The sequence below is a fragment of the Pseudomonas sp. R76 genome, assembly GCF_009834565.1.
In the GTDB taxonomy this organism is placed as follows: domain Bacteria; phylum Pseudomonadota; class Gammaproteobacteria; order Pseudomonadales; family Pseudomonadaceae; genus Aquipseudomonas.
This window is the reverse complement of the sequence record NZ_CP019428.1, coordinates 2,885,247-2,899,227: the sequence shown is the minus strand read 5'-3', so window position 1 is coordinate 2,899,227 and position 13,981 is coordinate 2,885,247. Positions and strand designations below refer to the sequence as shown.

Below are 13,981 nucleotides of genomic sequence, written 5' to 3'. Positions count from 1 at the left end.
GCGTATGTGGCAAATCATGCGTAACATACGCAGCGTATGTCAATCATTCAGAACCCATCGTGAGCCTTACCTATGAGCCGAGCCCGTGCTGAACAGATCGAAGACACCCGCGCCCGCCTGATCGCCAGCGCTCGCGAAGCCTTCGCCACGCAGGGGTATGCCCACACGTCGATGGACGACTTTACCGCCCGCGTTGGTTTGACACGGGGCGCGTTGTACCACCATTTTGGTGACAAGAAAGGCCTGTTGGCGGCAGTGGTGGCCCAACTCGACGGCGAGATGGATGCGCACTTGCAACGCATCACCGATGAGGCAACCGACCTCTGGGACGGATTCCGCGAACGCTGCCGTGCCTACCTGCGCATGGCACAGGACGCGGAAATTCAGCGCATTGTTTTACAAGATGCACCTGCGGTTCTAGGCGCCACTGAATCAAGCCATCAGCAACACTGTGTGGATTCCCTGGCCGCCGTGCTGGAACACCTGATGCGTGAGCGTATCATCGAACCGGCTGCCAGCCAGGCGTTGGCGCGCCTGATCAATGGCAGCCTGGTCAGTAGCGCCTTGTGGATCGCTGCCGATGAAGACCCGAATCAGCGACTGGAAGAAAGCCTGCAAGGGCTGGAATTGTTCCTGCGGGGGCTGAAGCAGCCAGCGGCAGCCCTTCCAGGCAAAACTTAAACACTCAAGACAGCCCGCCAGCCCTTTCCCCGGAGCCCATCATGCAGCGCATCGGTTTCATCACCTTTCCCGGCTTCGGCGTCATGAGCTTCGCTGCGCTGTCCGTCTTCGAGAGTGCCAACAGCGCCGTGGGCAAGGCCCATTACGATGTCAAGCTACTCTCCGAACAGGGCGGGCCGGTACGCAGCTCCTTGGGCGTGGTGGTGCACACCGAACGCTTTGATCAGACCGCGTTCGACACAGTCATCATCGGCGGCGGCAGTGACCGCGAATTCACCGCGCCGCTGCTGGCTTACCTGCGCCACGCCGCCGGCCACACGCGTCGTCTCGCGGCCACCTGCTCCGGTACCTTTTTTCTGGCACAGGCGGGCTTGCTCGACGGCATACGGGCCACCACCCACTGGTTCTTCGCCGACGAATTTCGCGCGCGCTATCCCAAGGTCCAGCTGGAAGAAGAGCGGTTGTTTGTGATTGACGGGGCAATCTGGACCAGCGCCGGCATGACCGCCGGCATTGATCAGGCATTGGCGATGGTTGAAGCCGATCTGGGGCCGGCAGTCGCCCGCGCCGTGTCGAAAACCTTCATTCTTCAGAGCCGTCGCGTCGCAGGCCAGCCACAACGCTCGGTGCTGCTGGATATGGAACACAAGACCGACCGCATTCAGGCCGCCATGACGTACATGCGCAATAACCTGCATCGCGCCCTGCCGTTGAGTGAACTGGCAGACGCCGCGCACCTGAGCCTGCGCCAGTTCAGCCGCGCGTTTCACGCACAAACCGGGCTTTCACCGGCCAAGGCCGTGGAAAAGCTGCGGATCGAGGTGGCCGTGGCGTTGATCCAGGATGGGCGCCACCCCCTCGACAACATCGCCCGCCAGACCGGGTTTGGCGACAGCGAGCGCATGCGCCGGGCCTTCATTCGCCAATTCGGCGAGCCGCCCCGGGTGATACGACGCACGGCGCGAAACCCCGACGATGCGAGCTCAATGTCCAGAAACGAGGGTTAAATGGCCTTTGCCGGTGTTTGAGCTGGCCTAAGCTTGACCTCAGCGACCATCCCCTGAGGAACCCTTATGAAACGTTGTGCACTGGCCGTTGGCGCCCTCTTCTCGTTACTTTCTCTCACCCCTGCTTTCGCGACCCCGCAAGAGGACGAAACCCGGGCGTTCTTCACGCGATTTGTCGCAGCGCAAAACGCCCATGACCTCACCCGGATAAGGGCCATGCTCTGGGATTCACCGAAGATGCTCTGGTTTGCCCGGGGCGAAGCCAACTGGGGCCCGGATGCCGTCGTCAGCAAACTCAAGGAGTACTACAAGGGCACCTGGCAGCTGCAACCCGACATGAGCCACTTCAGTGTGGTGATGCTGAACGACGACGTGGCCCAACTGATGGTGCCGGTCGCCTTTACCCGAGGCCATCCAGGCGAGGCCGCTCAGGTGGATACCTTCCTGATCAGCCAGACGTTATTGAAAGGCAAGGACGGCTGGCATGTCGCAAGCATCATGCCGCTGGCCGATACCCACTTCAAATAATCACACCAACCGCGTGATCTGCTTATGCCGCCACACCAACCGGTAATAAGCAGTCTGCAGCGCCAGCATCGCCAGGTAGGTCACCGGGAATGCCATCCACACGCCTTCCAGGCCGAAGTGCGCATTGAGCACATATGCCATCGGCAACTCGACACACAGCACGCAGAAAATCGAGATGGCGACCGGCATCAGCACCACGCCACTGGCGCGCATGATCCCGCCGACCACGGCTTGGAAGCCGAACACCAAAATGCTCCACAACATGATGTGCAGCAGGTGTTCGGCATTCAGTCGCGCCGCATCGTCGGTAATGAACAGGCCCAGCAACCAGTGCGACAGCACGTAGCCAAGCACAATCAGGCCGCCCGTCAGGCAGGTGTTGATCAGCAAGCCGGTACGCAGGATCGGCCCGATACGCTCCAGGCGCCCGGCACCAATTGCCTGCGCACCGAGGATCGAGGCGGTGATTGCAATCGACAGCGCCGGGAATTGCACGTAATTGACGATCTGCGTCACCGCGCCATAGGCCGCCGTGGCCTGGGAACCGTGGCTGTTGACCAGCGCGAGAATGACCAATTCCGACAGCGACAGCACCACCATCTGCAAACCGGTCGGCAGGCCGATGCGCAGGACTTTGCCGAGGATCACGCGGTCCAGGCGCAAAGCGGCGAGCAGCTCACGGTCCGGCGCCATCACATGGTTCTTGTGGCGCAGGCGCAGGATCAGGAACAGCATCGCCGCAGCGTTGCCCACCAGCCCGGCATACACCGCGCTCTGGATGCCCATGGGCGGCAAGCCGATCCAGCCGCGAATCAGGGCCGGGGTCAGCAGCAGGCCAACCAGGGTCGAGACCATCAGCGCCAGCAACGGCGAAATCGTGTCGCTGACGCCGCGCAGCAGCTGGGTATAGAGAATGAAGACCAGCAGCAGCGGCATGATCAGCATCATCATCTGGGCATACCCAACGGCATCGTCGAGGACATCAATCGGCGTACCCAACGCCTGCAAGGCCGGGCGCGCGAACAGGCTGCCGAGCACGGCCGCGATCAACCCCACCAGCGCGCCCAAGGTCAGGGTCGCGCCCGTAATCACCTTGACCAACCCGGTTTCCCCGGCGCCCCAGGCCTGGCCGATCAGCACCGAAGCACCGGCACCCAAACCGATCACCAAGGCGATGAAGAAGAACACGATGGGAAACATCCCCGACACCGCTGCCAGCGCCTGGGTGCCAAGCATTTGCCCGAAATAAATGCCGTTGAGCGTGCCGGAAAAGCTTTGCAGGAAGTTGGACAGCACCATCGGTGCCAGAAAGATCAGGTAGATCTGCCACAACGGCCGTTGCTGGGTGACTTGCATGGTGGTTCGAGTCCCGGAATTATTGTTAGACGGGGAAAGCATTGCGCGACAGCCAGGCCAGGTAAGCCTGCACGTCGATGGGCCAGTGCGCGATCCTGGTCGCAAACGCCGCCGCATCCTCAGCGAACAGCGCGCGCGAGGCTTCTTCAAAACCGGGCAAGTCGCCCCCGATGGCGCTCATGAAACGATAGCTGGCTTCCTTGGCTTGGCGCGCCTGATCACGCGCGGCGCTGGCATTACGCGCTTCATCGACCAAACGGCGCAAGGCCGCCGAGGCACCGCCGCGTTGTTGACCCAGCCATTCCCAGTGACGCGGCAGCAGCGTGACTTCCCGCGCGACCACGCCCAGCTTGGGGCGACCCACCGAAGGGGTGACAGGCAGTGCTTCCTCGATTGCCACGTCTGCGGGTTGCTCAGGCGCATAACCGCTTGGCCACGGGTAATCGACCTGGGTGCCAGTGGCGTCGTCAAAGACCAGAAAGGCGCCCGCAGGCAGGTCCTGGCCCGCCAGGGCAGCGGCCACAGCCGAATAGGAACCGGCCGCCACGCGCTGGTGACGGACGAAGGCAGTGCACTGCGGCGTGTGTTGCGTAGGCATGACTTATTACCCGGATGTTATTTGTTTTACCCGGATCATATTAGCGGTAATTTCCCAGCTTGCAAGGCTATTGTCGTGAAACGTCCAAATGCTCGCCACGCATCGCGACTTGCATGCCCTGCACCGTCGGGTCGCGCAACACACATTCAGCAATTGCCGGTTCCAGTTCCACCCGCAGGCGTCGGCCCAACGCCCGTGCGCCGAAGCGTGCATCGTGTTGGCGACACAACCACGCCTTCGCCGGCTCATCCACACTCAGCCAGCGTTGCTGCGCCGCCAGGCGTTGATTGAGCTTGCCCAGCTCAACCTCCAGCAACGCCTCCAGCCAGTGGCTATCGATGGGATCGAACAGCAAGATGCGGTCGATGCGATTGAGAAACTCCGGCTCGAAATGACCGTGCAACGCCTCTTCCAACACCGCCGCCTCATCCCGCACAAACACACGCAGCAGCCGGCGCCAGCCGTGGGCAAAGCGTTGGCGATGCCGACGCGCCTGTTGCGCGCCGATATTGCTGGTCATGAAGATCAGGCTGTTGCGAAAGTCCAAGGTGCGCGCGCCACCTGCCAAGTTCATTTGGCCGTTTTCCAAAATGCCCAGCAGGCTGCGCACCACTTCCTGGCTGGCTTTTTCCAGTTCATCGAACAACACGATGCCGGGGCGACTGTAAGTGCCCTGGATCAACTCGCTATTGAACAGGCTGATGCCCTCTTTGCTGCCCACATACCCCGGCGGCGCGCCGGTCAGCGCGGCGGCGTAATGCTCCTGGGCCAAGGTGTGCATGTCGATACGGCAAAACCCGTCGGCGCGACCATGCAGCGCCTGGGCCAGCAGGCGCACCACTTCGGTCTTGCCCACACCGGTCGGGCCCATGAACAGGTTGACGCTCAGCGGTCGGTCGCGCTCACTGATGTCGGCCTTGACCACGTTGAGCAAGCCTTCCACCTGCGCCAGCGCGGCCTCCTGCCCCACGATTCGGCTACGCAGCAACGCCATCACCTGCGCCGGTTCAAAGGTAAAACGCATGCCCTACTCCACCGTTCTTTCTTTACCGCCATGGGGCAGTTGCCCCACCGGGCACTCGGCGACACCCACGGTGCTGCGGGTGATTTTCTCGACGTTTTCCTGGGCTTTTTGCGCATCCAGCACCCAGGTGCGATAGAACTCAAACGGGCAGTCGGCCACGCCCTTGTCGCCATCACCCGAGGCGTGCATGCCGGTGTAGCCACGGTGCAGCAACTTGAACAAGTGGTTCTGCGACTGGTCATTGGCCCGCGCATCGCGAATCTGCGAGACCGAGAGCTGCGCGTACTGAATGCCCATCTCCTCCTCGCCACACTCGCCCAAGGTGCGCCCGTCAAAGCCGATGATCGCTGAGTGGCCGAAGTACGAATACACCCCATCGAAGCCCGCCGCATTCGCCACCGCCACATAGCAGTTATTCGCCCAGGCCATGCTCTTGGACATCTGCACCTGCTGCTCTTTGGCCGGGTACATATAGCCCTGGCAGCGCACGATCAACTCGGCGCCCTTCATCGCGCAGTCGCGCCAGATTTCCGGGTAGTTACCGTCATCGCAGATGATCAGGCTGATCTTCATGCCCTTGGGCCCGTCGCACACATAAGTGCGATCGCCCGGATACCAGCCTTCGATGGGGCACCAGGGAATGCACTTGCGGTAACGCTGCACGATTTCGCCGAGGTTATTGATCAGCACCAACGTGTTGTAAGGCGCCTTGTGCGGGTGCTCCTCATGGCGCTCGCCGGTCAGGGAGAACACGCCCCAGGTGTTCGCCTGGCGGCACGCCGCCGAGAAGATCGCGGTCTCGTCGCCGGGAATGCTCGCGGCGGTCGCCATCATCTCGTCGTGGTCGTACATGATGCCCATGGTGCTGTATTCCGGGAACACCACCAGGTCCATGCCGGGCAGGCCCTGCTTCATGCCGAGGATGATCTCGGCGATCTTCTTCGCGTTTTCGATGACCTCGGCCTTGCTGTGCAGGCGCGGCATCTTGTAGTTCACCACCGCGACACCGACGGTGTCCGGGCTGCTGGAAATGTCGCCATGACGCATGACAATGCTCCTGGTCTAGTGACCGATCATCCACGGCCGTGGCCCGGTCCTGGTCTTGAGGCCCAAGGGGTTAGCCTTGCTCGGTGCGACTTTCTTGCTGGTGCCGCAGCAGCTGCAACCCGCCGGATGTTTGCGGCTTTGCTGGTATTCGCCGACCGTTTGCGGCGCATGGGCGCTGCGCTCGTTGCCGGCGATGGCCTTGCGCTGGTTGGCCGACAGCGTTTGCAGCGCCGGGGCCGAGACCATCAGTTGCCCGCCCGGCCCTTCGCAGTACGGGCATTGGCTGGGCTCGTTGCGCTGGGCAATCGGGCGCAGCATGGTGAAGGTGCCGCAGGTGGCACAGGCGTATTCGTAGGTCGGCATGGCTACAGGTCCGGGGCGATGGGCAGGTCGATACTGCCGTCGAGGAATTTGGTCGGGCCGTTGGCATTGGGGTTGATGTCGAACTCGAAGATTTCCGTCGGCAGCCACAACGTGGCGCACGCATTCGGAATGTCCACCACGCCGCTGATATGCCCTTGCACCGGCGCCGAGCCGAGCAATGCATAACCCTGGGCCGGCGAGTAGCCAAACTTGGTCAGGTAGTTGATCGCATTCAAGCAGGCCTGGCGGTAGGCAACGTTAACGTCCAGGTAGTGCTGCTGGCCCTGCTCGTCCACCGAAATGCCTTCGAAGATCAGGTAGTTCTTGTAATTCGGCGTGATCGGGCTGGGTTTGAACACCGGGTTCTTGATCCCGTACTTGGCCATGCCGCCCTTGATCAGCTCGACTTTCATGTGCACCCAACCGGCCATTTCGATAGCGCCGCAAAAGGTGATTTCGCCGTCGCCCTGGCTGAAGTGCAGGTCGCCCACCGACAGCCCGGCGCCGTTGACGTAGACCGGGAAGAAAATCTTCGAGCCACGCGACAAATCCTTGATATCGCAATTACCGCCATGCTCACGCGGCGGCACCGTGCGTGCGCCGGTGGCCGCGGCGTCGTCACGGGCCTGGCCTTTGAGCTTGCCCATGTGCGCGGTGGCAGCCAGTGGCGCGTTGGCCAGTGGCGGTACGCGGGTGGGGTTGGTGTCGATCAGTTCCTGCTCGCGGCGGTTCCAGTCGGCGAGCATCACCGGGTCGGGCAGGCAGCCGATCAGGCCGGGGTGGATCAGGCCGGCAAAGTTAACCCCCGGGATGTGTCGCGAGCTGGTGAACATACCCTTGAAATCCCAGATCGCTTTTTGTGCGCTGGGGAAATGATCGGTGAGAAAGCCGCCGCCGTTCTGCCGCGAAAAGAAGCCGTTGAAGCCCCATTGCGAATCCGCCTTGGCGCCGATGTCGAGCAAGTCCACCACCAGCAAATCACCCGGCTCGGCGCCGTGCACACCCACCGGGCCCGACAGGTAATGCACGGTGGACAGGTCGACGTCACGCACATCACTGGCGTCGTCGTTGTTCTTGATCGCGCCGGCGGTCCAGTCGTAGGTTTCCAGGATGAAGTCATCACCGGGCTTCACCCAGCACGCCATGGGGATATCCGGGTGCCAGCGGTTATGGATCTGCTCGTTCTCGGTGACGGGCTGGTTGAGGTCGACTTTGATCAGCGTTTCGGTCATGGACTGGCTCCTGGACGGATGACGGGATGCGTTCAATCCAGTCTCGTGGAGCCAGGTAAAACGGGGAATACGTTGGATGACGTATGAGCGACCGCCAGCGCGGAAAGCAGACAGCGCGAGGATCAGCCCGGCAACGGAATCACCCGCAACCGCCGCACCGACTTATACGAAAAACTCGAATAAATCTCCTTGACGCACGGCAACGTCTGCAACACCTCCCGGGCAAACTCGCCAAACGACTCCAGGTCCCTGGCCACAACCTCCAGCAAAAAGTCATAGCGCCCCGACACGTTATGGCACGCCACAATCTCGGGAATCTCCACCAGCCGCTGCTCAAACGCCCGCGCAATCTCCTGGGTATGGCTTTCCATCATGATGCTGACAAAGGCCGTCACCCCATACCCCAACGCCTTGGGTGACAAGATCGCCTGGTAGCCGCTGATCACCCCGCTCTCTTCCAGGCTGCGTACTCGCCGCCAGCACGGCGACGTCGTCAACGAAACTCGATCAGCCAGCTCGGCCACGGTCAGTCGGGCATTGCCTTGCAACGCGTTTAAAAGAGCCTTGTCAGTGCGATCCAAATTGACGGGCATATCTTGCCTCTATTCATTGTTTTTATGGATGTTTCGTCCCTTGGCGCGGGATTTGGCAGCAAATTTTGCAAATTTCTACTTGAGTTATGAGCATAGCATTGTAGGAAATAAGGAGCGCCCGACATGAACAATAAACACAATACATTCGGCTTTTCCACCCGCGCCATCCATCACGGCTATGACCCCAAAGACCACCACGGCGCCCTCGTGCCACCGATCTATTTGTCCGCCACTTTCGCGTTCCCCACCGCCGAATACGGCGCCGCCTGCTTTGCCGGTGAAGCCAGCGGGCACTTCTACACACGTATTTCCAACCCGACCCTGGCCCTGCTCGAATCCCGCATGGCCACCCTGGAAAACGGCGAGGCAGCCGTGGCCTTCAGCTCCGGCATGGGCGCTATTGCGGCGACGTTCTGGACCCTGTTGCGCCCAGGCGACGAAGTAATCGTCAGCCAGACCCTCTACGGCTGCACCTTCGCCCTGTTGCACCACGGCATCGGCGAATTCGGCATCAAGGTGCGCCATGTCGACCTCACCGACCTCGCAGCCTTGCGCGCGGCACTGTCGCCCGCCACGCGCATGATTTACTGCGAGACGCCGGCCAACCCCAACCTGCGCCTGGTGGACATCGCCGCCGTGGCCCAGCTCGCCCACGCGCAACCCAACATCACCGTGGTGGTCGACAACACCTATTGCACGCCGTACCTGCAACGGCCGCTGGAGCTGGGGGCTGACGTGGTGGTGCATTCGGCCACCAAGTACCTCAGCGGCCATGGCGATATCACCGCGGGTATTGCCGTGAGCAACCACGCCTTGGCGCAACGCATCCGTCTGCAAGGGCTCAAGGACCTCACCGGTGCGGTGATGTCGCCCCAGGATGCATCCTTGCTGATGCGCGGCCTCAAGACCCTGGCCTTGCGCATGGATCGCCATTGCAGCAATGCCCAGGCAGTGGCCGAAGCCTTGCAGGCGCACCCGATGGTGCAATGGGTGACCTACCCTGGCCTGCGTTCTTTCCCACAGTACGAACTGGCGGCGCGGCAGATGAGGCAGTCCGGCGGCATGATCGCCTTTGAGCTCAAGGGCGGGATTGAAACGGGCCGGCGCTTCATGAATGCCCTGAAGCTGTTCACCCGCGCGGTCAGCCTCGGCGATGCCGAATCACTGGCCCAGCACCCAGCCAGCATGACTCACTCCACTTACACCCCAGAGGAGCGCGCGCAGCACGGTATCAGCGAAGGCCTGGTGCGTTTGTCGGTGGGGCTTGAGGACATCGCCGACCTGCTCGCGGATGTGCAGCAGGCGCTGGCCAAATGCGCCCGCGCCGCGCCACGTCAGGCGAGGATAGAAGAGCACGCCGTAAAATAAGGCCTACGCGCCAGGTAATGCTTTCCCACGCAGGATGCGTCGGACAGGTCCGACCGTCCTTATGCATTTTTAATCTGATTTTTTCCAGATTGGATCCCCCTCATCTCGCGATGCTGTACTAGCATACGTCTCGGCGGGAGCACTATCACTGTAGGTTATTCATACACGTTACCTTCTTAAACCCCGTCGCTATAAGGCTGGATACCTACACTCGAAACTCATGGACGAATTGATGAACTCACACCTGTTCCCACATATAGGCAAGGTCATCGCCAGCACCGGCAGTCGCCACTTCCCACGTATGCTGCATGATCTGATCCTCACCCAACTGGCAGTGGACGCCACCCATATCACCCAATTGCGGGTGAGCGCCGAAGGCCAAACCCGGCGCCTGATCAGCCCGGTCTACACCGATTCGGTGGTGGCTTTAGGTGAAGAACAACCCGCCGCGCAACTGCACCTCACGCGCCGCAAGGACGACATGCGCTACGTGCTGTCGGTGTACCGCGCGCACCACTCCGAGAGTTTCTCAGCGCAGGAACGCAGCATGCTGCAGGACTTCTCCACGCTGTTGCTGCCCATGGTGGAAAAACACATCACCGCGATCCAGCCGTGCCACCCGAACAGCGAACCGCTGGTGCCGGAAAGCCAAGGCCTCGAAACCCTGCGCCGTCGCATCGAAGAACGCCTGGTGCAATCGGGGCTGACCCTGTCCAAGCGTGAGCTTGAAGTGTGCGTCGGCCTGCTGGCCGGGCGCACTGCGCCGGAGTTGGCGGAGCAACTGGCGCTGAAGGTCAACACCATCGAAAGTTACCTCAAGCGCGCGGCGATCAAGCTGGGGATCAGCGGGCGGCATTCGTTGTTGCGGTGGATGTATGCGACGGATGACACCGCCAGTATTTAAGCCAACACGGATCTAAATGTGGGAGCGGGCTTGCTCGCGAAAGCGGTGTATCTGTCACTCATAAGGTGACTGACACTCTGCATTCGCGAGCAAGCCCGCTCCCACAGTTGATGTGTGTTGCCAGGGGAAAATCAGTCCCTGGCCAACGCCTCAATCGGGTCCAACCGCGCCGCATTCCTCGCCGGCACAAAACCAAACACAATGCCGATCATCGTCGAGCAGGCAAACGCGGTGATGATCGAGCCCAGGGAGAACACCATCTCCCACTCCTTCACAAACAACGAAAACAGATAACCGATTGCGAACGACAGCGAGATCCCGATCATCCCGCCGATCAGACACACCATCACCGCCTCCACCAGAAACTGCTGGCGAATATCCGATTGCCGTGCGCCCACCGCCATGCGAATACCAATCTCGCGGGTACGCTCGGTCACCGACACCAGCATGATATTCATCACGCCAATGCCGCCCACCAGCAACGAGATCACCGCAATCAGCGACAACAGCAGTGCCAGCGAGCGGCTGGTTTTCTGCACCGTCTGCATGATGCTGTCGAGGTTGTTGGTAAAGAAGTCCTTGGTGCCATGGCGTTGCAGCATGAGTTTATTGACGTTGTCTTCCACCACCTTGCTCGGCTGGCCATCCTTGATGCGCACGGTGATGCTGTCCAGATGACGCTGGCCCAGAAGCCGCCCCGCCGCGGTTTCGTAAGGCACCCACACGTTCAGCGCCTTGCTGGCGGCGAACATGTTTTTGTTGTCGGCCGTCACGCCAATCACCGTGCACGGCAAGTTGCCCACCAGGATCACCTGGCCCAACGGGTCGACATTCGGCCCGAACAGGCGGTGCCGGGTGTTGTGGTCGATCACCACCACCTGGGCCTGGCGTCGCGCGTCGCTTTCGCTGAAGGCGATCCCGGCCTCCAGCTTCAACCCTTTGACCTTGAAGTAGCGGTCGCTGACGCCATTGACCTGCGCATCCAGATCGATATTGCCAAAACGCAGCAGCAGGTTACGACCCACCACCGGCGTGGCGCTGTCGACGTAATACAGTTGGTTCAACGCCTCCACATCCGAGGGCATCAACGTCTCGATGGACGATGCGCGGCTGTCACCAAAGCTGGTGCCGGAAAAGATATCGATGGTGTTGCTTCCGATCGCCTGGATGTCCTTGAGCACATAGCGTTTGGCGCCCTCACCGATGGCCGAGATCGACACCACCGAGGTGATGCCGATGACAATCCCGAGCATGGTCAGCAAGGTGCGCATGCGATGGGAAATCAGCGCGACCCAGGCCATGTTGAAGGCTTCCTTGAACAACCCCAGGCTCGCCACCAGCCGGCGTGCGCCGCTGCGTCGGGTTTCTATCGGGGCCTCGCCGGGCAGCTCCAGGCCGACGCTGTCGTTGGCCTTGTCGCTGACAATCTCGCCGTCGCACACCTCGACAATGCGCTGGGCATTCGCCGCCACCTTGGGGTCGTGGGTGACGATAATCACCGTGTGCCCGGCCGCGTGCAGCTCGGCGAGGATGCGCATCACCTCCTTGCCGCTGTGGGTGTCGAGGGCGCCGGTGGGTTCGTCGGCGAGGATCACTTCACCGCCGTTCATCAACGCACGGGCAATACTCACACGCTGCTGCTGGCCACCGGAAAGCTGGCTCGGCCGATGAGTCGTGTGCCCCGCCAGGCCCAGGCGCGTGAGCAACTCGCGCGCGCGGCTGTGGCGTTGAGTCTCCGGCGTGCCCGCATAGATCGCCGGCATTTCGACGTTGTGCAAGGCACTCAAGTGCGCGAGCAAATGGTAGCGCTGGAAGATAAACCCGAAGTAATCGCGGCGCAGTTCCGCCAACTGTTCATCGCCCAGCGAGCGGGTTTCGATGCCATTGATCTTGTAGCTGCCGGCGGTGGCGTAATCCAGGCCGCCGAGGATGTTCATCAGGGTCGATTTACCCGAGCCGGATGCGCCAATGATCGCGACCATTTCCCCGGCATGAATCGTCAGGTCGATGCCTTTGAGCGCAATGAATTCGCGTTCGCCGGCCATAAAACTGCGGGTGATGCCCTTGAGTTCCAACAGGGGTTGGGTCATGGCTCAACTCCCCGCCACAGCAGGCGTGGCGTCACCGATCACGACTTTATCGCCTTCGGCCAGGCCGTCCAGAATCTGCACTTTGACGTTGTTGTTGATCCCGGTCTTCACATCCCGCGACACGGCTTTGCCCTTGGCGTCGAGCACGCGCAGCGAATAGCTGCCATCGGCATTGCGCGCGCCAAGTGCCGCCACCGGCACCATCAACGCGGCCTGGGCGGTGTCGAGCACAATACGCACCTGGGCGGTCATGGCGATGCGCAGGCGGTGGTCGGGGTTGGGCACGTCGAACAACGCGTTGTAGAACACCGCGGTGTTCTGCTTCGGCGTGCCGGCGGTCTGGGTTTCAAGGAAGTTCTGCGGCGCCGGCTCCGTACCGCGCAGCTTGGCGTAGTAACGCTTGTCGGCCTCGCCGAGGATGGTGAAGTACACCTGCTGGCCGGGGCTGATGTGAATCACATCCGCCTCAGACACCTGGGCCTTGACGGTCATGGTGTCCAGGTCCGCCAGCTTGAGCAGCACCGGCGCCAACTGGCTGGCGATCACGGTCTGGCCTTCCTGGGTGACAATGCCGACCACATCGCCGTCGATGGGCGCGACGATGCGCGTATAGGCCAGGTTGACCTTGGCGGTGTCGATCTGGATATGCGCGCTTTTGATTTGCGCGTCCAACGACAACAAGTTGGCCTGCTGCACCTGAAAGGTGGACTCGGCATCCTCGAAATCCTGACGCGAAACCGACTCGTCAACCTGCAAACCTTTGTAGCGTTCATAGACGGACTTGGCCTGCTTGAGCTGCGCCGCCGTCGCCCGGCGCTGGGCCTGCAGGTTTTCCTCATCCACCTGGGCCTTGCGCAGGGTGTTCTGCAGGATCAGCGGGTCAATTTCGGCGAGCCACTGGCCCTTTTTCACCTTGTCGCCGACCTTGACCTTGAGCGACTTCAACTGCCCGGACACCTGGGCGCCGACGTCAACTTGCTTGACGCCTTCAAGCAGGCCGGTGGCTAACACCGCGTTTTCAATATCACCGCGTTCAGCCGTGGCAGTGAGGTATTGCGGGGCATCGGCGGGTGCTTGCACCGTGTACACGACAAGGCCAATGGCAACCGCCAACACCGCGAGCATTCCGAGTTTGCGAAACTTTGACTTTTCCATAAATGACCATAAAAAGATGAAGAGGGCCTACAGCT

The 13,981-nt window shown here is 61.4% G+C and carries 14 protein-coding genes; 5 read left to right on the top strand and 9 right to left on the bottom strand.

Features of this window, described 5'->3' with window-relative positions:
• Nucleotides 1–72 precede the first annotated feature (72 nt).
• From PspR76_RS13280 to PspR76_RS13270, 3 genes are all read left to right on the top strand, one after another.
• Nucleotides 73–681 (top strand): TetR/AcrR family transcriptional regulator, encoded by a 609-nt coding sequence (locus tag PspR76_RS13280; RefSeq protein WP_159955877.1) that lies wholly within the window; start codon nucleotides 73–75, stop codon nucleotides 679–681.
• 41 nt (nucleotides 682–722) lie between these two features.
• Nucleotides 723–1,688 carry a GlxA family transcriptional regulator gene (locus tag PspR76_RS13275; protein ID WP_159955875.1) on the top strand — a complete coding sequence of 322 codons (966 nt, stop codon included), beginning with the start codon at nucleotides 723–725 and terminating at the stop codon, nucleotides 1,686–1,688.
• A 66-nt stretch (nucleotides 1,689–1,754) separates the two neighbouring features.
• Complete coding sequence (locus PspR76_RS13270) at nucleotides 1,755–2,216, top strand: DUF3225 domain-containing protein (protein WP_159955873.1); 462 nt, start codon at nucleotides 1,755–1,757, stop codon at nucleotides 2,214–2,216.
• Here the strand turns inward: PspR76_RS13270 and PspR76_RS13265 are convergent, their stop codons facing one another.
• The 7 genes from PspR76_RS13265 to PspR76_RS13235 form a co-directional block, all read right to left on the bottom strand.
• On the bottom strand, nucleotides 2,217–3,572 hold the full coding sequence (locus PspR76_RS13265; protein ID WP_159955871.1) for an MATE family efflux transporter: 1,356 nt from the start codon (nucleotides 3,570–3,572) through the stop codon (nucleotides 2,217–2,219). It lies immediately after the preceding gene.
• A gap of 25 nt (nucleotides 3,573–3,597) precedes the next feature.
• Nucleotides 3,598–4,170, bottom strand: coding sequence for a DUF2239 family protein (locus PspR76_RS13260; protein ID WP_159955869.1), 573 nt, complete (start codon nucleotides 4,168–4,170; stop codon nucleotides 3,598–3,600).
• A 67-nt stretch (nucleotides 4,171–4,237) separates the two neighbouring features.
• On the bottom strand, nucleotides 4,238–5,194 hold the full coding sequence (locus PspR76_RS13255) for an AAA family ATPase (RefSeq protein ID WP_159955867.1): 957 nt from the start codon (nucleotides 5,192–5,194) through the stop codon (nucleotides 4,238–4,240).
• Between the two features lie 3 nt (nucleotides 5,195–5,197).
• The gene (locus PspR76_RS13250; protein ID WP_159955865.1) at nucleotides 5,198–6,241 is read right to left on the bottom strand and encodes an aliphatic amidase; all 1,044 of its coding nucleotides are present in this window, start codon (nucleotides 6,239–6,241) and stop codon (nucleotides 5,198–5,200) included.
• A 15-nt stretch (nucleotides 6,242–6,256) separates the two neighbouring features.
• Nucleotides 6,257–6,604 carry an FmdB family zinc ribbon protein gene (locus tag PspR76_RS13245; RefSeq protein ID WP_159955863.1) on the bottom strand — a complete coding sequence of 116 codons (348 nt, stop codon included), beginning with the start codon at nucleotides 6,602–6,604 and terminating at the stop codon, nucleotides 6,257–6,259.
• 2 nt (nucleotides 6,605–6,606) lie between these two features.
• Nucleotides 6,607–7,836 (bottom strand): formamidase, encoded by a 1,230-nt coding sequence (gene fmdA / locus PspR76_RS13240; RefSeq protein ID WP_138815133.1) that lies wholly within the window; start codon nucleotides 7,834–7,836, stop codon nucleotides 6,607–6,609.
• A 122-nt stretch (nucleotides 7,837–7,958) separates the two neighbouring features.
• Nucleotides 7,959–8,429, bottom strand: a complete 471-nt coding sequence (locus PspR76_RS13235; protein WP_159955861.1) for an Lrp/AsnC family transcriptional regulator — start codon at nucleotides 8,427–8,429, stop codon at nucleotides 7,959–7,961.
• Between the two features lie 123 nt (nucleotides 8,430–8,552).
• On the opposite strand from PspR76_RS13235, the gene PspR76_RS13230 reads away from it, so the two are divergent.
• Complete coding sequence (locus PspR76_RS13230; RefSeq protein ID WP_159955860.1) at nucleotides 8,553–9,797, top strand: methionine gamma-lyase; 1,245 nt, start codon at nucleotides 8,553–8,555, stop codon at nucleotides 9,795–9,797.
• 232 nt (nucleotides 9,798–10,029) lie between these two features.
• The gene (locus tag PspR76_RS13225; protein WP_174245621.1) at nucleotides 10,030–10,701 is read left to right on the top strand and encodes a helix-turn-helix transcriptional regulator; all 672 of its coding nucleotides are present in this window, start codon (nucleotides 10,030–10,032) and stop codon (nucleotides 10,699–10,701) included.
• A gap of 131 nt (nucleotides 10,702–10,832) precedes the next feature.
• On the opposite strand, the gene PspR76_RS13220 is transcribed toward PspR76_RS13225, so the two are convergent.
• A complete protein-coding gene (locus PspR76_RS13220) occupies nucleotides 10,833–12,791 on the bottom strand; it encodes a MacB family efflux pump subunit (RefSeq protein WP_159955856.1) in 1,959 nt (652 codons plus the stop codon).
• A gap of 3 nt (nucleotides 12,792–12,794) precedes the next feature.
• Nucleotides 12,795–13,946: a macrolide transporter subunit MacA gene (macA, locus tag PspR76_RS13215; protein WP_159955854.1), complete on the bottom strand. Its 1,152-nt coding sequence runs from the start codon at nucleotides 13,944–13,946 to the stop codon at nucleotides 12,795–12,797.
• Between the last annotated feature and the right edge of the window lie 35 nt (nucleotides 13,947–13,981).